This window comes from Sulfidibacter corallicola, from assembly GCF_017498545.1.
Classification (GTDB): Bacteria; Acidobacteriota; Holophagae; order Acanthopleuribacterales; family Acanthopleuribacteraceae; genus Sulfidibacter; species Sulfidibacter corallicola.
Genome location: NZ_CP071793.1, coordinates 1,432,069 through 1,456,013 on the forward strand (window position 1 = coordinate 1,432,069; position 23,945 = coordinate 1,456,013).

Annotated in this window: 15 protein-coding genes; 4 read left to right on the forward strand and 11 right to left on the reverse strand. The window is 60.8% G+C overall.

What is annotated here, in order from left to right; all coding sequences use genetic code 11:
* Positions 1-95 precede the first annotated feature (95 nt).
* Positions 96-1,490 (reverse strand): WS/DGAT/MGAT family O-acyltransferase, encoded by a 1,395-nt coding sequence (locus J3U87_RS04185; protein ID WP_237381776.1) that lies wholly within the window; start codon positions 1,488-1,490, stop codon positions 96-98.
* A 182-nt stretch (positions 1,491-1,672) separates the two neighbouring features.
* The gene (locus J3U87_RS04190) at positions 1,673-2,113 is read right to left on the reverse strand and encodes a VOC family protein (protein WP_237381777.1); all 441 of its coding nucleotides are present in this window, start codon (positions 2,111-2,113) and stop codon (positions 1,673-1,675) included.
* A gap of 156 nt (positions 2,114-2,269) precedes the next feature.
* On the opposite strand from J3U87_RS04190, the gene J3U87_RS04195 reads away from it, so the two are divergent.
* Positions 2,270-3,718: a sodium-dependent transporter gene (locus J3U87_RS04195; RefSeq protein WP_237381778.1), complete on the forward strand. Its 1,449-nt coding sequence runs from the start codon at positions 2,270-2,272 to the stop codon at positions 3,716-3,718.
* Between the two features lie 662 nt (positions 3,719-4,380).
* Here the strand turns inward: J3U87_RS04195 and J3U87_RS04200 are convergent.
* The 6 genes from J3U87_RS04200 to J3U87_RS04225 all read right to left on the reverse strand — a co-directional run bounded on the left by J3U87_RS04200 (position 4,381) and on the right by J3U87_RS04225 (position 11,351).
* Entirely contained in the window at positions 4,381-4,980 is a 600-nt protein-coding gene (locus J3U87_RS04200; protein WP_237381779.1) for a cupin domain-containing protein, read from the reverse strand.
* 8 nt (positions 4,981-4,988) lie between these two features.
* Positions 4,989-5,681, reverse strand: a complete 693-nt coding sequence (locus J3U87_RS04205; protein WP_237381780.1) for an RNA polymerase sigma factor — start codon at positions 5,679-5,681, stop codon at positions 4,989-4,991.
* 59 nt (positions 5,682-5,740) lie between these two features.
* A complete protein-coding gene (locus J3U87_RS04210) occupies positions 5,741-6,622 on the reverse strand; it encodes a DUF4198 domain-containing protein (protein WP_237381781.1) in 882 nt (293 codons plus the stop codon).
* A 272-nt stretch (positions 6,623-6,894) separates the two neighbouring features.
* Entirely contained in the window at positions 6,895-7,665 is a 771-nt protein-coding gene (locus J3U87_RS04215) for a hypothetical protein (RefSeq protein ID WP_237381782.1), read from the reverse strand.
* A gap of 13 nt (positions 7,666-7,678) precedes the next feature.
* Positions 7,679-9,184, reverse strand: coding sequence for a DUF4331 domain-containing protein (locus J3U87_RS04220; protein ID WP_237381783.1), 1,506 nt, complete (start codon positions 9,182-9,184; stop codon positions 7,679-7,681).
* 1,171 nt (positions 9,185-10,355) lie between these two features.
* Positions 10,356-11,351, reverse strand: coding sequence for a pentapeptide repeat-containing protein (locus tag J3U87_RS04225; RefSeq protein ID WP_237381784.1), 996 nt, complete (start codon positions 11,349-11,351; stop codon positions 10,356-10,358).
* Positions 11,352-11,648: 297 nt separating this feature from the next.
* On the opposite strand from J3U87_RS04225, the gene J3U87_RS04230 reads away from it, so the two are divergent.
* Positions 11,649-13,793, forward strand: a complete 2,145-nt coding sequence (locus tag J3U87_RS04230; protein WP_237381785.1) for a thioredoxin domain-containing protein — start codon at positions 11,649-11,651, stop codon at positions 13,791-13,793.
* A 126-nt stretch (positions 13,794-13,919) separates the two neighbouring features.
* Positions 13,920-15,122 (forward strand): tetratricopeptide repeat protein, encoded by a 1,203-nt coding sequence (locus J3U87_RS04235; RefSeq protein ID WP_237381786.1) that lies wholly within the window; start codon positions 13,920-13,922, stop codon positions 15,120-15,122.
* On the opposite strand, the gene cas6 is transcribed toward J3U87_RS04235, so the two are convergent.
* Both cas6 and J3U87_RS04245 read right to left on the reverse strand, forming a co-directional pair.
* A complete protein-coding gene (gene cas6 / locus J3U87_RS04240; protein ID WP_237381787.1) occupies positions 15,085-16,149 on the reverse strand; it encodes a CRISPR system precrRNA processing endoribonuclease RAMP protein Cas6 in 1,065 nt (354 codons plus the stop codon). The genes J3U87_RS04235 and cas6 overlap by 38 nt on opposite strands.
* Before the next feature lie 424 nt (positions 16,150-16,573).
* Entirely contained in the window at positions 16,574-17,062 is a 489-nt protein-coding gene (locus tag J3U87_RS04245; protein ID WP_237381788.1) for a YybH family protein, read from the reverse strand.
* A gap of 200 nt (positions 17,063-17,262) precedes the next feature.
* Here J3U87_RS04245 and J3U87_RS04250 point away from each other — a divergent pair, with 200 nt between their 5' ends.
* Entirely contained in the window at positions 17,263-19,848 is a 2,586-nt protein-coding gene (locus J3U87_RS04250; RefSeq protein ID WP_237381789.1) for a hypothetical protein, read from the forward strand.
* Between the two features lie 1,061 nt (positions 19,849-20,909).
* Here J3U87_RS04250 and J3U87_RS04255 read toward each other — a convergent pair.
* On the reverse strand, positions 20,910-23,813 hold the full coding sequence (locus J3U87_RS04255; protein ID WP_237381790.1) for an immunoglobulin domain-containing protein: 2,904 nt from the start codon (positions 23,811-23,813) through the stop codon (positions 20,910-20,912).
* Positions 23,814-23,945: the final 132 nt, after the last annotated feature.

The window sequence follows — 23,945 nt, forward strand, 5'->3', positions numbered from 1 at the left end:
CGACCGGGTTCCTCACCGATCCGGAGTTTCGCGGCGCGGGTGCGTTCGGCCGGTGTCGCCCCATGGGGAGGCCGGCGTTCCGCACCCCCTCGGGTTCACTCGACCTGGTGAACCAGCTTCATCAACTCGTCCATTTCCCGGTAGAACCCTTCGATGATCTGCTCCGGGTCGGGAATCAACCCCGCATCGGTCGCCACGCCCAAGCGCACTTGGCCGGCATAACTGAGGATGCTGATGCCCATGCCCAGGCGTCCCGAACAGGGGACCCAGAACATCATGTCGCTGATCTGGCTGCCGGCCAGGTACAGCGGCTGTTTGGGACCCGGTACGTTGGTCATGACGCAGGTGGTTTTGGCGCCGAACACGTTGACGATGATCTTTTGGATGTCGGCGGGGGTCATGCCCACCGCTTTCAACATGCCGAAGGCCACCACCGCCTGGCCGGACTCCTTGATGTAGTCCATGCGCTTCTTCAGCTCGAACAGGCGGTCCAGCGGGTCGGCGATGCCCACCGGCAGCGACAGGAACACCAGGCCGAACTGGTTGCCCAGTTCCTCCATTTTGTCCAAGGGGCGCACGTTGACCGGCACCGCGGCGCGAAAATTCAGGTCGGACACATCCTCCTCGCGATCCATCAGGTAGCGGCGCAGGCCACCCGTCATGGCCGTCAGCAACACGTCGTTGACGGTGCCGCCGGTGACCTTGCGAATGGCCTTGACGTCGGTCAGCGAGACCGGGTTCGACCAACTGGCGACCTTGGCGACACTGAGTTCGCCGCGGAAGATCGTCTGGGGATCCGGCGATTTCAAGACCAGGCTCGCCGCTTGGAAGGCACCGTTGGTGCCCTGTTTGGCCAGGTCGAGGATGCGGCTGGGGTGACTGAGCACGCCGATGCTCTCCTGAACGAACTGCTCCGATACCTTGATCGTGGTGTCCCAGGCCTTGGCCGCCTGTTGGAACAGGTTGCCGGTGCTGCTGAGCCGGGGCCGTTTGGGTTTGCGCTCCGCCATCGAGGTCTCGGGGCTGTCGCCGGTCAGGGAAATCAACACCGAGATCAGGGCGATGCCGTCGGCGATGCAGTGGTGGATGCGCATGAACAGGGCGTTGCCGTCGCCGTAACCGTGCAGGATGTGGACGTGCCACAGGGGGCGACTGAAATCCAGCGGCTGGCTGAGTAACTCGCTGCAGCGGGCTTGCAGCACCTGGCGATCGGCGGGCTGCGGCAGCGTCTCTTCGGAGATATGTTTCTCCAGGTCGAAATCGGGATCCTCTTCCCAGTGGGGGGTCTTGAGGATGGGCTTGTCGGTCACGCGTTGGCGGAACCGTGCGTAGGACAAGAGGCGCTCGCGCAGGGTATTGCGCAAATGCTGTGGATCGATGGGTTTCTCGAAATGCATCACGCCCGAGACCATCATCAGGTTGTCGGGTTCCTCCATGTGGCGCCAGGCCGCATCCACGTTGGTCATGGGTGTGCTTTGCAATGGGGACATGAGCTTCTCCTAGTTCGTCTTCCGGATCCGTAGCTCCGGTGGGCTGACCGTGAAATGTCGCGTCGCATTGGGAACGGGGAAACAGGAGAGATGCCGGTTGTGTTCGGCGGAGCGATGAAGAGGAAGCCAATCGGCCATCGAAATTGAAAAGGGATCGAGCATCCAGCGACCGGTGCAGGCGGCTACGCCGGTGGTTCCGGTGATCCATCCACGGCGAACATCTGGGCGGGGTCTCTGAAGCTTTTGAATTCAAGTGCATTACCGTTGGGATCGCGAACGAACAGCGTGGCCTGCTCGCCGACCTGACCGGCGAATCGGACCTGCGGCTCGTGGATGAACGGCACGTCGAGGTGCGCCAACCGGTCCGCGAAGGCGTGGAACTGCTCCCAGGGCAGCACGGCTCCGAAGTGCGGCACCGGAATCGATTTGCCATCGACGGGATTGTGGCTCTCGTCGGATCCTGCCTCGCGAAGGTGGGCGGTGATTTGGTGGCCGAACAGATCGAAATCGATCCAGCGCGTCGCCCGCCGACCCACGGCGCAACCGAGGATGTCGCGATAAAAATGGAGTGTCGCGTCCAAATCGGTGACCGGGAATGCGAGGTGAAATGGCGGAAGTGACATGGTGATTCCAGTCCACAAGAAATCGGGATCAACGGCATTCTATAACGCGTTCATGAGAAAGTCGAAGCCTCAGAACTTGGAATGGCACAAGTTTCGGGTAAGATAAGAATCTGTTTCCCCGCATATGGCCTTTTTCTAAACTACTGGAGAAAGAGCATGACCCAAAATTCCTCGAAATCCGTAACTTTGGACAACCAACCACGATTCAGTTCCAAGATCGCCATGATCCTGACCTGTATGGGCATGGCGGTGGGCACCGGCAACATCTGGCGGTTTCCCCGCGAGGTTGCCAAACACGACGGCGGCACCTTCCTGATCCCCTGGATCATTTTCCTGTTTCTGTGGTCCGTCCCGTTGCTGATGGTGGAGCTCTCCATCGGCCAACACACGCGCAAGGGCCCCTTCGGCGCCTTCGCCAAACTCGGCGGTCGCAAATTGGCCTGGATGGGCGGCTTCATCAGCATTTGCACCATGTTGATCATGTGCTACTACGCGGTCGTCACCGGCTGGACCCTGAAATATCTGATTCTCGCCTGGACCGGCCAACTCAACGGCATCGGCTCCGAACAATCGGTGGCCCTGTTCGACAGTTTTCGCAGCACACCCCAGGCGCTGTTTTTCCACGTGGCGGCGCTGCTGCTGGGCGGCTTCTTCGTGTACCGCGGCACCAAGGGCATCGAGTGGCTGAACAAGATCCTGATCCCGGCGCTGATCCTGATCCTGATCATCGGTGCGGTGAACGCCCTGTTGTTGCCCAACGCCGGTGTCGGGCTGCAATACCTGTTCGATGTGGATGCGAGCAAGTTGATGAGTGCCGAGCACTGGATCGCGGGTCTGACCCAGTCGGCCTGGTCCACGGGTGCCGGCTGGGGCCTGATGTTGTCCTACGCGGTCTACGCCCGCGACGACGAGGACCCGATCACGACGCCGATGGCCACGGGCAGCGGGAACAACGGCATCGAATTGATCGTGGCCCTGCTCATTTTCCCGGCCACGTTCGCGCTCATGACGCAGGGCGCGGCCTACATCAGCGGGGCCTCTTCCAAGGGAGGCATCGCCTTCCAGGTGATTCCGCTGCTGTTCGGTCAAATGGAAGGTGGACCCGTCTTGAACATTCTCTTTTTCAGCGGCTTGGCCTTTGCGGCCCTGACCTCGCTGGTGGCTATGCTCGAGCTGAGCACGCGGTTCTTCATGGATTTCGGGGTGCCGCGCAGAAGGGCCATCGTGATCACCTTGGTGATGGCGATCCTGATCGGTGCGCCCAGTGCGCTCAGCGACAAGATCTTCGACGACCAGGATTTCGTCTGGGCGGTGGGTCTGATCGTATCGGGGCTGTTTTTGAACATCCTGGTGTGGATCTACGGACCGGCCAAATTCGCGGGTGACATGCTGGATCGCAACCCGGGTTTCATCAAACCGGGCAAATGGTTCACCGTGGCGATGGGTTTGGTGCTGGTCGAGGGCCTGGTGTTGCTGGGCTGGTGGCTGTACCAAATGGCCGGCAGCGGATGGCGCGTGCTGGCGAGTTGCCTGTTCCAGTTCGCGATCGTGATCGGCGCGCTGTGGCTGTTGAACGACCGCCTGGTGAAACGCGTCAAGGATTGAGTGGGGGAACCCTGCCCGCGGAGGGCCGGTTTCGGAGGGCCGGTTGCGGAGGGCCGGTTGCGGAGGGCCGGTTTCGGACGGCCGGTTGCGGAGATCGGCCCCGCGGGTACCCTGAAGATTGCGGTTTCCTTCAAACGCCGCATGGTGGATCGACACGAATACGTAATTTTTTACCACCGAGTGCCCAGAGTTCACGGAGAGGACACGGAAAATATACCCCTAAAGATTTGAATTAGGGAGATATCTGGGGCCTTGTTCGGTGTGTGAGGTGTATTGAGATAATGGTAGTAGGCTTCTCTGGCTTCGTTTTATTGAAATTTTTTTAAATTATTTGAATTTGTCGCTTGAAAAGGGAAGCGCTTTTCTTTCCTAAACCTTCGCTGAAATTTTGAGAAACGATTGAGCAGAAAATTGTTGCTGATAGGTAGATCCAATGTGATTAACCCAAATGGATCTCAGCTCGATTATCATGGTCGACATGCTTCATGTGCTGCGGATTTCATGTCATTGGAAGGTATCAAACTTGGCTGTCACACCTTTGACTATGGTGTGCGCTTGTACAATCCATCCTCCGGGAGCTCTGTGTACTCCGTGGTAAAAAAAATACTAAAAAACCACACCCAGAAAACCGATGCGAACCCAATCTCCAAAACTCTACCGAACTAGACGCCGGCCCCTTCGGTCTCCTTGTCTTCGATGATCTCGTCGTCGAAACTGCCGGTCAACAGCAGCATGCACCCGTGTTGCGTCCACTGATGTTCGTGGACGCTCGTCGCTTCCGCCCGGCAGTAGTCTCCCGCTTTCAACGAAATGGTTTCTCCGCAGATGTCGCCCTCCAAAACCAGGAAGGTCTCCAGGCCCGCGTGCAGGTGACCCGGGTAGGATGCACCCGGCTCCATTCTCACCAGTTTGGTGACTTGGCGCTTCTCGCGGTCGAGGTGCAGCACCTTGATCGTGATCCCGGCAAAGCTGGTGGCCTGCCAATCCATGTCGTTCGTGCGCAGGCAGGTGATGCCAGGCGCCAGTCGCTCCTCGGAAGGCGCCGCTTTGGCTTGCGCCCCTGCCTTTCGCTTGGCGATACGCGCCCGCAGACGATCCTTCAATTCGGGAGGCGGAGCCACGTCCTCGACCATGTGCCCGATGTGGTGCATCAGCGTTTCCAATTCGGGATGTCGCGGTGGGAACGAGGAAGCATCCGGATGCTCGGTTCGGCGCTCCATTACTTCCTGGATGGGGTCGTCTTTGAAATCGGGCTTGGACATGAAGCTCCCTAAGTCAGTCCTAAGTCATCGCGCAGCAACGCGAGGGCGTTGCGAATACGGGTTTTGACCGTGCCGAGGGGGAGCCGCAACAAGCCGGCGATTTCGGCATGGCTCCACCCGCCGAAGTAGGAGGCCAGCAGTAATTGTTGTTGGGAGTGGGATAACTTGGCCATGGCCTGATGAATGAAGTGCTTGTTCTCGGTGTGGGCCTGAAAAGCTTCGGGGCTCAAGTGAGCGGGGATGGTTGCCTGACGGTATTCCTGGGCCCCATGAGCTTGCCGCATTGCCTTGCGAAGGAGGTCAAGTGAGCAATTGCGGGCCAAGGTTGAAATCCAAACGGTGACACTTCCCCGAGCGGGGTCGTAGTTATCGGCATGCTCCCAAATTTTGGTGTAGACGTCAAGGGTTGCCTCTTCGGCGCTTTCCTTGTTGTTGAGAATTCTCGAGGCAATGGCGAACACGCGACCACTGGTGAGATCGTAGAGCGCCTCCAGCGCTTCTTCGCTACCACCCTGGATGTCCGCCATCAATTGTTCCATTGAATTCGATGCATCCAATCGGATCTCTTGTTGCAAAGGCTGTCCCTTCGTGTGACCGCCCTGGTCCAAACCGATCACCGTTTGCTCTTCCGAGATGTACTCGAGATGTTGTCCACCATGAAATGTTCCACCCATTATACAAAAGCTGACAGCTTGCGTCATCCAAGCTCCTTTCGGCTGTTTCTTTTCTATTCGCGAGGGTGGACATGTTGGATCTCGAGTCAATGCGATGCGGTGTGATTTTTTTTCAAATACTTGGATTCAAAAGTGAAAGAGGTCCAGAAGCTCTCCCAATCCACCTCCTGTGGGGCCTCCAGTGGAACCATGTGGACGGCCTTGACCATCCAGATGCCGGCTCGATTCAGCGGCAGGGTCACTTCGCCTGCGGCATCGGTTCGCGCCACCACGGGTCGGTTCCGTAAATCCTTGCAATAGGCGGTGACGCGTTTGTCCGCAAGGGGTGTTCCCCGGAAAAGCAGCTTCATCCGCAGGACCTGTTCGTCGTTCAAGGCGAGGGGATTGGTGAGCGGCACCAGCTCCAGGGTATGGCCGATGGTGCGGCCGTAATCGCTCGCTTCGGCCGCGTCGGCATCACCGGTGCAGATCAGCGCTTTGGCGCAGCGCGAATACACCTCGTTGCCTGGCTCTTTGGTGCGTCCCGTTTCGCGACGTTGTCGGATGATGTCGTCCAGGCCTTCCTCGGCCAGGTAGGCTTCGAATTTCGCCGGGGAAAGCCGCAGGTGGGATCGTTTGCCGCGGTAGGCGACGACGGCGATGCCCGGCTCCTTGACCGCGACCACGCCGGCGATATCGGTGCCGATCCCGGGAATCAGGTCCCGCGACGCGGTCGGCGTCATCAATTGAAAGGTGTCCACCAATTGCGGCGAAGGAATGATGCGATCCCCTTCGAAGTGGTCGCCGATGTAGGCATACACTTTCAAGGGACCCGGTTTCTCGAAGTGGAATTGGGCCGGTTGCAGCCAGAAGTCATGGGCCCACAGAGGGGCACCCACCAACAACACCAACCACGACCCGAGGATCCAAACCCTCGTGGGGGAGTGTCCAAGGCCGTGCCGGCCGTACGTCTCGATACTTCCATTCATGAATCTCTACTCCGGAAAAAGAAATGAGGTGGTCCGATGGGACCACCGGGGGACCGGCTTCGGGTCAAGGGTGGCGAGCCGGTGTCGTCGGGGCCCGAAGCCAGTGCCGGGAACCGGTGCCCATCCAGGCGCGAAGTCTCGTTTGCGAGGGATCGCTCGATCCGGATGGACACTGGCTGGAGGCCGGCCCGAAACCTGTTCCTCCAAAGGGGTCGAGGAGGATCATTGCTCGCGTTTCGGGATGAAGGGCGCCCTTTCGGGCTGGCCTCCGATCAGGGGTCGAATTGGAAACCGGTCGCCGGGACGCCCGACATCACGCCTTCGTTGAAGGCCAGGGCCTGCACCGAAACCGATTCGCTGCAGAGTGCGCTCATGTGTCCCAATTCGGAACCCAACAATTCGCCGACGGTGGGGAACAGGTCCTCGACCACACCCAGCCATTTGCCTTGCGCCGGAATGGACACGATCGCGGTCGCCAGTTGTTGGCCCTCGCCGCCGACCATGGTGAAGGTGCAGTCACATGCCTGGGCGGCGTCGGTATTGGTCACACCGAACCCGCGCAGTTCCGTGCTGTTGAGGTTCACTTTGAAGAAGGTGGAAGGATCGGAAACGGCCACGCCGACCTTGGAGACCACGTTGGTCCCGTCGAAGAGGGCGAAGGCCGCTTCGATCGCCAGTAACTCGGACTCGTTGCCGGCGCCATCGACACCGGTGATCCGGGCTTGAACGCTGCGGTTGTCGCCACCGGTGACCGAGTCCAGCTCGATCACGCGCGCGGTCTGGGGCGCCAAGGTCGCGCTCCATTCGGAAACGCCGCTTCGCGGGCCGTCGCTGTCGCTGAGCGAAACCGAGGGAGTGGTGCCGTCCGAAGCGAAGAAGGTGGCCGTCACGGTGAGCGGAGCGTCGAATGAGTCGTTGCGCAGGAAGATCGTGGATTTGAATTGTTCGTTTGCCGAGAGATGGGGGATCCAGGTCGTGCCGTGCCCACCGGCGAAGGCCGTGAGCGACAACCCGAACACACACAGGGAAAACCATTTCAACATCGTGCATGCCCTCCTAGAAGCTCGAGCCGTCGATCGGGTGGTTCAGGTACGGGAAGCCCCCGCCGAACAGGCGCGCGTCGATGTAGGCGCCGTCGGTGTAGGCCGCTTGACCCGAGGGGGCCACCGTTTCGTCCAGCAGGACACCCATGACCACGCGCAGGGCCGCGTCGATCACGTCGTCGCCCGGTCTGCGTCCGTTGGGGAAGCCCGCGTTGTCGCCGGCGAGAACGCCCAGCGGGTTCTGGTCCGCGCGCGCCGTTACCGGCGTCGCGGTATTCAGGCGCAGCATTTCGGAAGCGGTCGCGTTGGCCGGTTGGTTCAGGCCCGGGATGCCGGTCAGGAACACTTGGATCAGGTCATTGCGGGGGAATGAATTGGGCGCGGTCACCCCGAACAGGATTTCGATCAACTCGGGGAAGACCGGATTGGTCACGTAGGTCGCGAAATCGCCGTCGTTCATGGGTTCGCTGAAGTTGAACTTGTTCTTGTCGGGCAGGCCGATGACCACCTCGTTGACCAGGGGGTTGCCCAGCCGCGAGACTTGGTGCCAGCGTCCGAACTCCACGTCCGGATTGTCGAAGGAGGTCGTGCCTTCCGAGGAATCGCCGAACGGGTTGCCCACCGGTTTCCCTTCGGACAACAGCACGCGATTGCGGCGCTTGCTGGCCGTGGTCCAGGCGCCGATGACCGTTTCGCTGCCCTGGGTCAGGTACGAGATCGGGATTTCCAGGGCGATCGAGGTGATGTTCACCTGTTGCAACGCCGAGGATTCCGCGTCGACCGCACCCAGCGGGTTCAGGTTGATCAGGTCGAAGCCCTTGCCGATGTTGAAGACGAAGCCTTCCTGGCGCTGGCCGACGAAGACGCGCCCGGTGGATGCGTCCGGGAGTGCGATGTTGTAGACGTGGGCGTCGGCGTAGGCCGCGTAATCCGGAATGGATTTGGACCCGTAGTTGTCCGACGGCTTGAGGAAGCTCGTCGCATCCGATTCGGCGTTGGTGACGGCGGTTTTGGCGCCGGTGCGGCGATCGCCCGTGATCACGTCGAGGGTGTAGCGTTCTTCGACCTGAACGACGCTGCCGTTGGGAATGTTGTCGGCGGAAAGCGCGCCGATTTGCACCAGGGGAATCGCGACATTGGCGGTCGCGCCTTCATCGCCCACCGGGAGCGTGAAGTTCTCCGCCAGGTTGTTGGAGAAGCGAAATTGGAAGGTGATGTCTTCCACGGCGTCACCGTCGTTATCGATATGGATTTCATATAGGGCGTCTTCGTCCAAGAGAAAATAGTTCGGTCCGCCGTAGGGGAGCTGAAGCGGGTTGTAATTGGCGATGATGGTGACGTAATCTTCGCGTCCCTCTTCGTAGCTGCGGAACATATAGAAATCGGTGCCGTCGGTCTTGGGCAGCTCGAGCGTGTGCGGGGCCTCCCGGTGACTTGAAGCCAGGAGCGTGGAACAGCAGAGCAGGGCCATGGACACGAGAAACGGGTAAAACACATTGCGGCGCATCGGAGCCGTCATGGTGCCTCCTAAAGACGTGGTGCCACCACAACACCCCAGAGACCGAGAACCGTGGCGAGCTATCGATGGGGTAGTTGGGGGGTTTCACACGCCATTACGCCGCGAACCCCGCGATTGGATTTTTTTATTTTCGGCCGTCGCCTGGCGGGGGTTTTCCATAGGTGCAGGGGTGTTCATGCGTAAGTCTTTTCTCACCTATGATTACAGGGTTAACTTTCCATTAACGATGGGTGAGTCGTAACGGGTTGGTTTCTCGAATGTTCACGGGAATCGCGGCGATAAACACCGAGGGACTGAGGAGACAAAAACTACCCAATAGACACCTTCCGGGTTCGTCGTTCGATTCCATGAATTTTGTCCACGGATCCCACGGATATACACGAATTTAGATACCACGGTTCGAATCCCGCCCGCCGGTTTTCTACGGTGACCCGCGACTTCGTCGAAAAAGAACATCAAGCGCAAAGTGCTGGATATAAGAACCTTGCGTGTCTGTATCGCCTCCGGGAACTCTGTGAACTCTCTTGAAACAAACTTGCTTGGAGTCCCCGAATGCCGAGAGATTCGTCGTGCCAGGTAGGTTCATCCGCCGGATGAACTTGTCGAAGCGATCCATGATCAGAGTTCCCGCATGCTTTGAGGATCGGCGCGGCAGTAGGTTGGCCGGCCCGGCCGACACTTCGAAGCGATCCACACTCCGCAGATGCGAGACGCCAAAGAGCGAAGCACCAATAGAAGCAGGAGTTTTGGAATGTGCGACCAGCGGTCGCACCTACCTGGCATGACAACCCTCTCAGGCAGCCGGGACCACCATGCTAGCTCACTCTGCCTTGTTTCATTCTCGAAATCGAGCGGGTTAGCCCGCTGGTGCGTGGCTCTTTTGTAACAAACTCTGTAAAGCTCGAAGATAAAGATAAAAACCTAAAAAAGCGGATGTGCAGGGAGTTCGTCGAAAAATGTCGGCCCGGCGCCCTGGGTGGGCCCGGCACTTACTGCAACGACGCCCCTCTCACAAATGCGGGAACTCCCAAACGATTCGCTTCGATTAGTTACCCACCTGAAACTCGGTGGTCCGGCAATCCGGCCCCCGGCCTGGGCGGCGACTCCGTGGTGAAAAAAGCTGTTGTATAAAGATCACGACACCTATGAAGCAACCACCTCCACCCTGCGATCAGTACATGTCGAGGCGGCCGCGGCAACGGGCGAAGTCCTCCATGTCCGGCTTGGCCCGGTAGGCCGGCACCTGACCCTGGAAATTGGAGGCGACGGGGGCCAAATCGCGTTTGGCCAGAGATTCCAACAGGGTGTCCCGGTAGGTGGTCATCGTGTCGGGTAGATGGGTCGACTCGTCGATGAGCGCCCCCTTCAGTTGGTCGATGGTCAAATTCTTGGCCCCCGACAGTTCGGCCCCGCGGAAGTCGCAGTCCGCGATGATCGCGCCGTTGAAATCGGCGCCCATCAAGTTGGCGCGGTGGAACAGCGATCCGGAGAGGTCGGCGCCGTCGAATTGGGCACCGGCCAGATTGGCGCCCTCGAAGTCCGACTGCCGCGCTTCGGTCTGAATGAACAGGGCCAATTCCAGATTGGCGCAGACCAACTTCGCCTGGGAGATGTTGGCCTCGCGAAAGTCGGCCATACCGGCGTAGACCTTGGTGAGGTTGGCGCCCTCCATGTGCGCCTGCTCCAGGTAGGTCCGCTCGAGCACCGCGCGCTCCAAGGAAGTACGCGTCAGTTTGGCTTTCCATAGGAAGGCCTTGCACAAATTGGCGTGATCCAGAATCTGGCCGCGCAGGTCGAAATCTTCGAGGATCGCATGCTCCAGTTCCATGCCCTTGAGTGACGGCAGCGGCTCTTCGAACTCCTTCAACCTGCGCATGATGCCGACCTTGCGCCAAACGCCCTCCTCGCTGCGCCAAAATCGGAAATCCTCCAGTTGTTCCAGATAGGTCTTCGTGAGGCGCCGCCTGCGCTGTTTCTTGTCCAGCCAGACCAGGACGATGCCGAACACGAAAATGTTCATGAAGGTGTTGTTCAAGACCAAGACGAAGGATCCCCATTCGGTTCCCACGGCCTTGTTGAAAAAAGCGATCACCACGCCCAGGACGGCAAACAGGGAGAGGCTGATCGACAACTGAGGATCGATGCGGAGTCCGGACGTTTTTTTCAAGAGGGAGCCTCCCATGTTTTGGTCTTTGGATGTGAAAATGCGACTATTATAACTGAGTTACGTCAATCGCTCACGAAAGCCGCGAACCCCCCGTTCGCGAAATCCCGCTCGGTGGCGACACCCGCCGTGAGGGCGGACGGTCGCCGATTCCCCTACCGCCGGACCACCTGGCATCGACGCGATATTTCAATGCGCGTCCCTCCCGATGTCGCCCCTGCAATCCGTCCCTTCGATCCGCGTCCTCTCGCGTGCGCGGCACTCGTTTCCACGTCCCAACCGATGTACCTAGGAGCCACCATGTCCGATCAACCTCGCCAGAGACCGACGCTTCCCTCGCAGGAAGAAATCGCCGCCCTGCCCGCCGATGGCGGCTCTCGTTTCAACCGCCTCATCTTCGAATCGAGCCCGTACCTGTTGCAGCATGCGGCAAATCCGGTGGATTGGTATCCCTGGGGCGAAGCGGCCTTCGCCGAGGCGCGCCGTCGCGACGTGCCGGTCTTCCTGTCCATCGGCTACGCCACCTGCCACTGGTGCCACGTGATGGAGCACCAGAGCTTCGAGGACGAGGAGGTCGCGGCCCGCCTCAACGAGGTGTTCGTGTGCATCAAGGTCGACAAGGAAGAGCGACCCGACATCGACGACATCTACATGACGGCCTGCCTTGCCATGAACGGGCATGGTGGATGGCCGTTGACCGCCTTGCTGACCCACGACCGCAAACCGTTTTTCACGGGAACCTATTTTCCCAAGCACGGCGTGGGTCAACGGCCCGGCATGATGGAACTCACGCCGCGAGTGGCCGAGTTCTGGAAGGAAAATCGCGAGGACGTGGAGACCAACGCCGAGCAGTTGACCCGGTACGTCGCCGGCCAAAGCAGCGCCGAACACGCCGAACTGGACGGCATCGATATGCTCCAGCGCGCCGCCGAACAATTGGAAAGTGCCTACGACCCGCGCAATGGCGGATTCTCGGGGGCGCCCAAGTTCCCCACGCCGCATAACTTCTCGACGCTGCTGCGTCATTGGCGCCGCTCGGGCGCGGAAAAATCGCGCGACATGTGCCTCACGACCCTCCATCACATGCGCCGTGGCGGCGTGTTCGACCACGTGGGTTTCGGGTTCCACCGCTATGCCACCGATCCCTTCTGGCTGCTGCCCCACTTCGAGAAAATGCTCTACGACCAGGCGCTGATGGCGATCGCCTGCTGTGAAGCCCACGCGGCGTCCGGTGATACGGCGCTCTGCCAGGTCGCCCACGAGATCTTCGCCTACGTGCTGCGCGACATGACCGCGCCCGAGGGCGGCTTCTACTCGGCCGAGGATGCCGACAGCGAGGGGGTCGAAGGCAAATTCTATGTCTGGAGCCCCAGCGAGATCGTGGCGGTGCTGGGCGAGGCCGATGGCGCGCTGTTCAATCGGGTGTTCAACATCGTGCCCGAGGGGAACTTCCGCGAAGAGGCGACCGGTCGCAAGACGGGCGACAACATCCCCCACCTGATCAAGACCTGGCCGGAACTCGCCGCCGAGCTGGAACTGGATGAAGCCGATCTGCGCAGTCGCATGGAGGCCTGTCGACAAAAACTGTTCGATCACCGTGAGACGCGCATCCACCCGCTCAAGGACGACAAGGTCCTCACCGACTGGAACGGTCTCATGATCGCCGCACTGGCCATGGGGGCTCGCTACCTGCAAACGCCGAAGTATGCGGAAGCCGCACGGCGCGCCGCCGATTTCCTGCTGACCCATCTGCGCGACGAGCACGGGCGCCTGCTGAAGCGCTGGCGCCTGGGCGATGCCGGGCTACCGGCCCACTTGGACGACTACGCCTTCGTCGTTTGGGGCCTGCTGGAGCTCTACCGCGCCACCTTCGAGACCCGTTACCTCGCCGAGGCATTGGCGCTCACGGAAACGACGCTCCACCATTTCCGCGGAGACAACGGCGGCTTTTTCCTGACCGCCGACGATGGCGAGGAACTGATCGTCCGCAGTCAAAAGATCTACGACGGCGCGCTGCCCTCAGGCAATTCGGTGATGATCTGTAACCTGGCCGCACTCAGCCGTTTAACGGGACGGATGGAGTTGGATCAAGCGGCCCGCGAGACGGCTGCGGCATTTGGGCAGTCGCTGCGCACGGGGCCCTCCGGCCACAATCTCGCGATTTGCGGTTTCGACTTCCTGGCCGGCGGCAGTCGCGAAATCGTCATCGCCGGTGCGCGCGATGCGGCCGATACGCAGGCCTTGATCGAGCGCGTGAATCAGGGATTTCGACCCTTCGAGGTGGTCCTGCTGCACGATCCCGACGACGCGGCCCTGGCCGACCTGGCGCCGTTCGCTGCCGGCCAGAAGCCCATCGACGGCAAAGCCACGGCCTATGTCTGCGAGCAGTTCAGTTGCCGGGCGCCGGTCACCGAGCCCGAGGACCTTGCCGCCCAGCTCGGCTGACCTGCCCGGTTGGGCTTTCGGAAAGATCCGGAGGACCCGTTTCGAAAATCCTGCGTTTCCGGTTGGAACTTGCTAGAATCGCCATTCACAGTTCCCTTCATTTCGAAATACATCGAGGAGTGCTGCATGCTTTCACCCTCCGTCCTGCTCTCCGGCCTGTTGCTGTTTCAAGGTGACCGCGAGAAGTCTCCCTGGCAGATGATCGTGAGCGGCGAACTCGACGCCCTGATCGGCAATGTCGTCAACATCGTCATGATTTTGGCGATGCTCTACGTGATTCGCCTGGCTTTTAAAAGCGGAGGCCTGACCTCGACACCGGGCGCGGATGTCCAGAGTCTCGCGGAGGGGCAGAAAACACTCATCGAACAGAACCGTCAGATCATCGAGTTGCTGGACATGATCAACGACAACGGCAACGTGAACACCGACTACCTGCTGGAGGCCCTGGGGGGCCGGTCACCCAAGGGCGCCGAATCCACGGGCGTACGAAGCGGATCGGCCAAGACCGCTCATACCGCCCCGGCGGCCTCGTCGCGCCATACCGGCCAGGCCAAGGCCTCCGCGCCAGTCCCCAAGCCGGCCGCGCCCAAACCGGCTGCGAAGCCCGTGATCGCGGCGGTGGCGCAACCCGCCGCACCCGCGCCCAAGGCCGCATCCTCCGGACTGGAACAGGGCCTGAAATTGTTGGCCGAGCGCGACAGCGATTACCGCGGCCAGCTTCTCAAATGTCGCGATCTCCTGGTTCCCGAACTGAACGGTTCGCGGGAGGGTGAGGTCGCGACGGCGTTGTCGGAGGCCCTCTTCTGGTTGGGCGACGTCGCCGTGGACGACGCCGACAAGGAGACCTACCACAAGGAGGGTGTGGACTACGGCAAGCGGGCGGTAGCGCTGCTGCCCCAATCGGTCGAGGCCAATCTGTGGTACGCGGCCAACATGGGCTCCCACGGCGTGGCCCGAGGCATCATGTCCAGCCTGTTCTATTTGGACGACATCTTTAAATTCGGCAGCAAGTCCATGGATTTGGACAAGCTCTTTTTCCATGCCGCGCCCCTGCGCCTGATGGGCCGTTTCTATCACCAATGCCCACCGTGGCCGGTGGGCAAGGGCGACAAGAAGAAGGCCGAGCAACTTCTGAAAGAGGCGGTGCGCCTGGGACCCGATTTCTACCTGAACCACCTCTATCTGGCGGAGCTGTATCTGGACCAGCGCAAAAAGCGCGAGGCCCGCGAGCTGTTGACGCCCATCGCCGATGGCGAGCCCAACCTCTTGCCGAATTACCAGGCCCTGGTGCTCAAACAGTGCCGCGAGATTCTTCGGAAGGTGACCTGACGGCGTCTTCCACCTCCAAGCGGTAGCGTCCCAGGCCGATGGGCGCGCCCTTGCCCACACCGACGAACTGACCCAGCCAAAGCCAGGGCCAAAACGGTTCGAGCCGATCACCTTCGAGGGTCAGGATTCCGACCAGGCCGCCCATGGCCCGTTTGTGCTTGCCCGGGAAATCGCCGTCGCGCCAGGACAGATCGGCCGTGACGCCGCGAATCGCTGCGGCCTCCTTGATCAGGGCCCGGAAGTCGGCTCGTGGTTGCCTGCCGCCGTGGCAGGCGCAAAGCATGGAGATCCGTCGCGTCAACACCCGGAACATCATGTGGAAGGCAAAGGTGTCGGGATACACCAGTTCCTTGGCGAATTTCAACCGGGTCGGCGTTTCGAAGACCAGCCGGACACGGCGCGGCGCCGGTGGAATCACCATCGCGTCCGGAGTCTGAGGCGGCTCCTGCCAGGCGCCGTCCCAGGTGGCCAGCCGCTCGCCGCTGAGGGACAGTTGGATCACGCGTCGCAGCCGCAGACGGCCCGACCCGAACTGAAAGCTGCGTGCCTGCATCGATTGCAGGCCGTCGAACAGTCGCGCCACGTCGTAGGGGCCCGAGCCGAACAGTGAAAAGTCCACCTCCACCGTGCGGCCGACGAGCAACTGGTGCCAGTCCGCCTTGAGACTGGGCCGGATCACCCAGGGGTTGGGCGGCTTCGAACCGCGGACCAGCGGCATTTGAAAGTCGCGATCTTGATTCTCGAAAAGTTGGCCGAACAGGCAGGTCCGGGGGTGTTCGCAGCCCACGCAGGTGCCGTGGCCCAATTCGCAGAAGTGGTTGCGCCAGTGGCGGGTCAACATCGAGCGCCACAAGTGACCGGGAAAGTGTGGCGCTTTCGCGCGCCGAAGCACGGCGAAACGCATGCGGAACCGGCTCATGGGGAGGCCCGGTTCCCGCGGGTTTGGGGTTGGGGAGGTCGTGTCTTTGGATTCCTTCGTTTTGTCGTGTGCCGGTTTGGGATCCTGGTCCCAAGGAAGAGAAGTCATGAATCAAACTCGTCGCAATAGAAATGAAAAGGCGGCGAGCGGACGAACCGGGCCCATTCCCGGAAATGCGTGTCGCGATCCTTTCAGGCTGTTCCTGGGGGTCGCGGTGTCACGAGATCCTGGGCGCGTCGGGTCGAACCGGGCGAACTGCCATTCGCCGCCTTTTCTTTCTAGGGCGTGAGTTCTCGGAAAATGATTTACATATTTTTTGAAGACGTGAATTGCAGAGAATGTAGCTGCATTCTTTCACTTCAGGTTTTTATTCGCGAAGCTCCATTTTGTTCTGTTTCGCTCGTCGCGCGGTGACGCCGGGTCACCCATTCGGTCCAGCAGGCTCCCATAAGAATCGCGAACCATCGAGGTGGGCGGCCAGCTCGGTTTCGAGGACGTCCTTTCGGTCGTTTTCTGTGGTTTCCTCGCCGGGTCAGCCCTTGCTCGGTTCGGCGGGGATTTTGGTGCACTGATCGAAAACCAACACCCAGCCCTTCTCGGTCCGGCGAAAGATCAACGAGACAAACAACTGGTTGTGATAGGGTTTGCCGCCGCGGTCGGCCTCGTGATAATCGGACTTGACCAGTGCGTAGCCCATGCCCTGGGATCGGTGTTTTTTGAGGACCTCGTGTTTCATGGTCCAGCCGCTTTGAGCGAACCAGCTCTTGTGCATGGTTTTGTAGGCTTCGGCGGTGTCCGATTTCTGACCGCTGGGCAGGATCAGGATCAGTTCGCCCTTGTCGGGCAGGGTCGCCACCAGATTGTCGAAGTTTTTATCGCGAACGGCGGCCAAATGCTTTTCGAGCGCTTTGTCGAAGCTGGAGTCGTCAGCGTCGGCGGCATGGAGCTGGGCGGCGAGGGCCAGCGTGAGGAAGCAGATGATCAAGGTACGGACGATGCGCGTGGCGTTGCGGTGATACATTTCGGATCCTTTGAAAGTTTGTAAAAGGGTGAAACCATTCTAGCAGGCGTCGGCTGAGCGGGACCTCGGCGAGTTCGGCATTCCCCAATGGCAGCGCCAAGCGCGGCGGGCCGACCGCCTGGATCTACCGCCTGAACGCGGAGGGAAGCCAGATTACCGCCTTCCGGGGAATTCCCGACCCCTTTGCGAAGGTGTTCGATATGGCCCTGGGTTCCGATGGCCACCTGTTCCTGACCGGACAGGCCAGCGACGGCTTCGCAACGACGCCTGGCGCCTTTCTGCAAGAAATGTATGGTCAATCCGCATTTGTCATGAAGGTCACCTCGGACGCATCGGAGGTGGTTTACGCGACCGGCGTGGTGGCCCAGGGCAATTCCGTGGGCCAAGCACTGCTGGTGGACGAAGCCGGCCAAGTGATCCTGGCCGGTCAGACGAGAAGCCAAAACGGAACCCTTCCCGTGCCGGCCGGCGCGTTCGACACCGTATCGGAAGGGCGTAACGAGGGCTTTGTCTGTCGCTTCGATGCTGCCGGTGCCAATCTTTTGGCGGCGACCTGGTTGGGCGGTGACGACCTCGACATTCCCTATGGTATCGCCGCCATGAGCCAAGGCGAGATCGTCGTGGTCGGAGAAACGCGGTCGACGGAGTATCCCACCAATCGCGATTGGGGCACCCAGTTCGGCACCACGGAAGGCGATCATTGGTTTGTTACGCGGCTCGACGCGTCCTTCGGGACATCGCCCTTCAGTACGGTGCTCGAGATGTATGGGGACGAGTCCACTGCGGACGTCGCCGTGGACGAAACCGGTGCCGTGTACCTGTTGGGCCAATCCAGAGCCCCGGATTTTCCTACCTCTGAGGGTGCCTATCAATCGGATCTCGCGAATACTTACGACATCGTCGTCAGCAAGCTGAGTTCGGACGGCTCGCAACTGCTGTTCTCCACCTATCTCGGTGGGAACGCCTGGGATTTCGGGCAGGCCATCGCCGTCGCTCCCGATGGTCGGGTGATCGTCACCGGCAATGTCCGCTCCACCGATTTTCCGACCACCGACGGTGTCATCGACCCTACGCCGCCCGAAGAGGACCGCGAGGACATCTTCGTGGCGAAGCTGAGCGCCGACGGTACCAATTTGGACTACAGCACCTTCCTGGGCGAAGCGCGGGGAGAGGTCCGCGACCTGACAGTCGACGGTGAGGGCAACGCGCTCATAGCCGGCCGTGGTTTCAACTGGCCGGTGACACCTGGCGTGTTTACCGGAACCCGTTCGGGTTCTGGACCGGTCCTGATGCTGATCTCGTCCGACGGCTCGACCATTCTGAAAGGCACCCATCTGGGATTCGGTGATGGAGGCGACCTGGCCTCCAGCGTTGCACTGGACGCTTCGGGTGCCGTCTACATGGCGGGGACGACGTTCTATGGCGACAATTTTCCTCATACCCAGATCGTGGGAACCCTCTACGAAAACGATGGCTGGTTTCTGAAGCTCTCGCCCTCCTGGGAAACGATGGAGTACGGCTTGTTGTTGGGGAGTGACCACGGCGATCAGGATGAAATCGTGGATCTCGCCCTGGATGGCGAGACCAGCGTGTATCTGACCGGAAACACCCAGTACATCGGGGGTTCCGGGGAGCCTTGCGGTGAAACCAATTACCTGGACCGGGCCTTTGTGGTTCGAGTCGATCCCGAGAACGGCGGCCTGGTCTGGAACCAGTGTCTTGGCGGTAACAGATCGGAAGAGGCCCGCGATATCGCGGTAACCGGGACCGGGCGGATCTTTGTGTCGCTGGACACGTCGTCCAACGAATTCGCCCTGTCCGAGGATGCCTTCGACACCACCTTCAACGGCCTGCGAGACGCCTTGCTGGTGGAACTGGATCAGGACGGCAATCAGGTCTACGCCACCTACATCGGCGGCGCGGACGAGGATTATGCCGATGGGCTCGCCGTGACAACGGACGAAAATCCGGTTCTGGCCGGGTTCACCCGTGGCGACATGCCGGTGACCGCGGGCACGGTGCAACCCGCCCCGACCGGATCCTACAACATGTGGGTCATGAAACTCCTGATCGGCTGTAGCGCACCGGGTCACCTGCGGCCACCTTCGCGCTTGCAGGCTTGCATCGGCGACAACCTGGAACTCCAGATTCCGGTCACGGGATCGCAACCGATGGCCTTCCAGTGGTTCAAGGACGACGTTCCGATCGAGGGCGCGACCATGGCGACCCTGGTGCTGACCGACCTCGATCTCTCGGACGCCGGTTCCTACACCCGCGAGGCTTCCAACGACTGCGGCACCTCGACGAGCCAGGCCATCGAGGTCCTGCTCGAAACGCCGTCCGAGGAGGATCGCGTCGTGCTGACCCCTCCGGTTCAGAGCCTGGGTTTGCGACCTTCCACCTTCTCCTATTGGCTATCCTGCGAACGCGCGGACGACAGCACCCGGTGGATCGTTCCGGAACAGGTTACCGCCAGCGAAGAAGGTAATTACCTGCTCGTTCAAAGCGCGGAGCCGGGCCGCCATGCGATTGGCTTGGAAGTGACGGCCGCCGGGGAATCGGGTACCCTCCTGCGCCAAGCGATGCTTTTGGTGCCCGCCCAGGACGCGTTCCGCGACTACAACGGCGACGGCATGAACACCCTGGCCGACTGGTGGTCCTTGGCGACGCACTGGAACACCGATTACGCGCTGGATCCCAACGACGACGGGTCGATCGACGTTCTGGACTTCTTCTACCTGGCCATCGATCCGGTAGATCAGGCGGCGAGTCAATCCGGCGAGTAGTCGCCTCCACGACGGCTCGGTTTTCCGAGCCGTCATTTCCCCATCTTTCTTTGAAAATGTCACCTGTCATGCTCGGAGGCCTGCGGCGGCAAAGGTTCAGCAGGGGCGGCAAGCCGGCCCGGCCGACACTTCGAAGTGCGTACATCGGGAGTGCCCGCATCTTGGAGATGGTTGCCATGCCCGGTAGGTTCAGCGGCCCGCTGAACTTGTCGGAGTGACATAGTCCAAGGTACCCGCATCTTGGAGAGAGCCGTCGCCGCGGTAGGTTGGTCACGGGCGGTATGCCCGCTGGGCCGACACGTCGAAGTCGTTCCTCTCGGAGTGCCCGCATCTTGGAGAGAGACGTCGTGCCCGGTAGGTTCAGCGGCCCGCTGAACTTGTCGGAGTGACATAGTCCAAGGTACCCGGATCTTCGAGAGAGCCGTCGTCGCGGTAGGTATGCCCGCTGGGCCGACACTTCGAAATCGTTCCTCTCGGAGTGCCCGCATCTTGGAGAGAGACGTCGTGCCCGGTAGGTTCAGCGGCCCGCTGAACTTGTCGGAGTGACATAGTCCAAGGTACCCGGATCTTCGAGAGAGCCGTCGTCGCGGTAGGTTGGCCCGCTGGGCCGACACTTCGAAGGTGACGTGTGTAACAGAGAAGAGTCCCGCCAAAGAGCGAAGCCGATACTTACCTTGGCCACGGGTCATCCAAGCGAGCCTGCTCAGATCAAAAACGATGGTCGAGAAATCCAGGGACGCGACCAATCTGCTTCGCTCTTTTCCAGCTCGATTTTGCGAAGACTGGGCCGCTTCGAAGTGTCGGGCTGGCAGCCATACCGGCCGTGCCCAACCTACTGCAACGACGCCGCTCTCGTAAATGCGGGAAGGCCCACGCGATTCGCTTCGATTAGTTACCCATCCGAAAACCGAGCCCCGGCCTGAGCAACGACTCAGGGGCGGTTAGCCCGCCTTCGCCCAACGAAAAAAGCGGCGCGATGCACTGGGCATCGGCCGCTTTCGCTTGCCTCGTTCGTGGGAAGGACGGGCGCGTCGCGCTTTTGGCGTCCGCACCCGCGCGAATCAGTTGTCGCAGGGATAGGAATCGTCGGTGTTGATGTACTGGTAATCCAATACGTCGATGAAGCCGTCGCCGTTGGGGTCGCCCACGTAGGTGTTGCGCCACTCTTCGGCCAACATCCACAGGTCGGCCATGGTGTTGCACCCGTCGCCGTCCAGGTCGTCGAAGGCGCTGTTCTCCGAGACGAGCACCAGTGCCTGATCGCTGACGGTGCTGCCCGCGGAGGGCTGCTCTACCTCGATCTCGACCAAGGTGGTTTCGGCGAGACGTCCCGAGAATGCGTAGTCGGTGTTGCCCGTGCCCAAGACACTGCCGTCGTTCATGTTGTACCAGGTCACGTTCAACGAATCGCTGAAGCACGAAATGTTGGAACGCAGGGTGATCGGCAAGAGACCCTGGGCGATCACGGGTGGCGAAAGCGTGACACCCAACTCGCCGTCGAGGGTGAGGGTCACTTCGCGGGAACGGATCAGGCCGCAGGCGTTGCGCGCGGTACACTCGTAGCGACCCGCCTTGTCCGGCGAGTCCAGGTTGACCGACAGGGTGTTCGAGTTGGTGTTGGGCAGGTCGTTACCGTTGAACCGCCACATGTACACGATCTCTTCGCTGCTGGTGGCGTCGGCCCGCAACGTCACGACGTCTCCCAGACATTGGGAGGAACTCTGGGGCTCCAGGGTGAAGCGCGGCAGGTCGCGAACCAGGACCACGGCCACGCTGGACGTCGCCGAGCCGCACGATTCGGACGACACCACGAGATCGTAGGCGCCGGCATCTTCGGGCTCCACCCGGTTCAGTTCCAAGATTCGGGAGGTCGCGCCCGGAATGTTCTGGCCGTTCTTGCGCCATTGATAGGTGAACCCGGTTTCGTTGACCGTCGCGCTCAGGGTCACGTCTTGCCACTGACAGATGGTTTGACCCTCGGGCTGGCCCGTGATCAGCGGCCGATCCAGCACGGTCAGAAAGGCGCTGGAAGAGGTGACCTCGTTACAGGAATTGCTGACGACACAGGAGTAACTGCCGAGGTCCCCCGGCTGAACGTTCGTGAGGTTCAGGGTCGCGGTGTTGGCGCCCTGGATATTCTGGCCGTTTCGGCGCCACTGATAGGACAGCGACGAGCCGGTTGCCGCGACCGAGAAGGAGATCGAGGCATCGGTGCAGACTTGGGTGCCCTGGGGGTGGCTGGTGATCGCGACCCCTTCGCCGACGCTGAGCGACACGGCCGAGGTGGTGACCGCATTACAGTGGCCGGTGACCAGGCAGTCGTAGTTGCCCGCGTCGGCCAGGGTGAGGTTGCTGAGGTGCAGGTTCGCGGAAGTCTGTCCCGCCATGACCTGGCCGTTCTTGCGCCATTGGTAGGTCAGGCCGCTGCCGTCCGCGTCCACGCTCAGGGTGACGTTCTGGCCGGTACAACTGTTTTGCGAGACCGGCTGGGTCGCGATGCTGACGGATTGGTAGACCGTCAAGAAACCCGAATTGGATTGGACCGAGCCGCAACCGTTGGAGACCGTGCAGGAGTAGTTGCCGGACTGGCTGACCTGTAGATTGGGGAGGGACAGGCTGGCCGAGGTGGCGTTGGCGATCGGCTGACCGTCCTTGTACCACTGGTAGCTCAAACCGCTGCCGGAGGCGGTCACGGTCAAGGTTCGGTTACCGCCTTCGCAGGCGGCTTGTTGCAGGGGATGCACGCTGATCGACGGCAGGTCGCAGGCCTGGGGCAGGCAGGAGGGATTGCTGCTCGCGCGGCTGACGACGTGATCGCTCATGCGTGAGGCGACCCGTTGGGGCTCCACCCCGTGGGCGTGATTCACGCCGAAATTCATCGCGATGTTGCGAATGCCGCCGCTGAGCAGGTGACAGTAACTCATGATGGTGCCGCATCCGGCGCCGGTCTGGCCGCAGGGCAGCGATGCGGCTCCGCTGTAACAGCCGCTTTGCGAGCCATAGCACTTGTCGATCGGTTCGCTGTTGCCGCCGATGCCGCCGTAACAGTGGGTGTGGGGAGAATTGAAGTTGTGGCCGATCTCGTGGGCGACCACCACCGTGTCCCAGAGGACTTGGGGGTTGTCGATGTTGAAGTTTCCGTTCAAGGAGCCGCTCAGCCCATAGGCGCCGCCGTAGTTGTCGGTGGCGTTGCCGGAAATGGAGCAACTTCCTTTCGGGTAGTTGAAGCCGCCCCGGCACAGGACGCCAACCCAGGCGATGCCGCCACCGCTGCGTTTGCCGCTCATGAAGTGCGCGATGGTTCGGGTGGTTCCGGAATGATTGTCGTTCCAATACTTCCCGAATTCGTAAAGGCCGCAACTGGTTGACGTGGCTGACCAGGGGTCGCTGCTCGTCTCCCAAATGGATACGTCGCCGACCACCAACGCGGTGTTGACGTCGCGTTCGTAGATGCCGCTCAGGTAACCGAAGATATCGCCGATGTAGTCCAGCGCGTCCTGGCGGTTGCCGAACATTTGAAAATACTCGTAGTCGGTTTCGACGGCGATCGTGGCGAAGTAGGCGCCGCCGCGTTTGCCCAGGCTCGGTTGGTTGCCCGGTACTTCGTGGTCGGGCCCGGCGTTCCGTTTGTCGGCGGGAACCGCGATGTCGTCGGTACCGCACGCATAACCATTTTCGTTGCCCGCCAGAATCTCGTCGCCGGATACCTCGCGATAACCCAGGCTCTGGCCGCGGCGTTGGGCGTCGCCTCCGTCGTCCAGGACCCAGTAGCGACCGCCTCGAGTCACCAGGCCGCGAACGCCGCCCTGCTCCCGTACCGACAGAAACGCGTAGGAATTCGGTTCGCCCGCGATCTGCCCTTTGAAATAACGGTGACCCGGCATGGGCTCGCGGATTTCGCCGGCATCGGTGTGGACGATCAGTTGGGCGTCGGGTGCAAATACTTCGAAGCGGGTAAGTTCCAAACTGTCCAGTGAACGATTGAGGCCAAATTCAAAACCATGAATATGTAATTCTTCTTCAAATGAAACATTTTCGGCCACACGGCCGAGATCCTGGTTGGAAATATCTATATCCACTACCTGGAAATCGTTGGA

Excerpts from the sequence above, each read along its gene's own strand:
- J3U87_RS04185 (WP_237381776.1), bottom strand. The coding sequence starts at position 1,490 with ATGTCCCCATTGCAAAGCACACCCATGACCAACGTGGATGCGGCCTGG.
- J3U87_RS04190 (WP_237381777.1), bottom strand. The coding sequence starts at position 2,113 with ATGTCACTTCCGCCATTTCACCTCGCATTCCCGGTCACCGATTTGGAC.
- J3U87_RS04195 (WP_237381778.1), top strand. The coding sequence starts at position 2,270 with ATGACCCAAAATTCCTCGAAATCCGTAACTTTGGACAACCAACCACGA.
- J3U87_RS04200 (WP_237381779.1), bottom strand. The coding sequence starts at position 4,980 with ATGTCCAAGCCCGATTTCAAAGACGACCCCATCCAGGAAGTAATGGAG.
- J3U87_RS04205 (WP_237381780.1), bottom strand. The coding sequence starts at position 5,681 with ATGACGCAAGCTGTCAGCTTTTGTATAATGGGTGGAACATTTCATGGT.
- J3U87_RS04210 (WP_237381781.1), bottom strand. The coding sequence starts at position 6,622 with ATGAATGGAAGTATCGAGACGTACGGCCGGCACGGCCTTGGACACTCC.
- J3U87_RS04215 (WP_237381782.1), bottom strand. The coding sequence starts at position 7,665 with ATGTTGAAATGGTTTTCCCTGTGTGTGTTCGGGTTGTCGCTCACGGCC.
- J3U87_RS04220 (WP_237381783.1), bottom strand. The coding sequence starts at position 9,184 with ATGACGGCTCCGATGCGCCGCAATGTGTTTTACCCGTTTCTCGTGTCC.
- J3U87_RS04230 (WP_237381785.1), top strand. The coding sequence starts at position 11,649 with ATGTCCGATCAACCTCGCCAGAGACCGACGCTTCCCTCGCAGGAAGAA.
- J3U87_RS04235 (WP_237381786.1), top strand. The coding sequence starts at position 13,920 with ATGCTTTCACCCTCCGTCCTGCTCTCCGGCCTGTTGCTGTTTCAAGGT.
- cas6 (WP_237381787.1), bottom strand. The coding sequence starts at position 16,149 with ATGACTTCTCTTCCTTGGGACCAGGATCCCAAACCGGCACACGACAAA.
- J3U87_RS04245 (WP_237381788.1), bottom strand. The coding sequence starts at position 17,062 with ATGTATCACCGCAACGCCACGCGCATCGTCCGTACCTTGATCATCTGC.
- J3U87_RS04250 (WP_237381789.1), top strand. The coding sequence starts at position 17,263 with ATGGCCCTGGGTTCCGATGGCCACCTGTTCCTGACCGGACAGGCCAGC.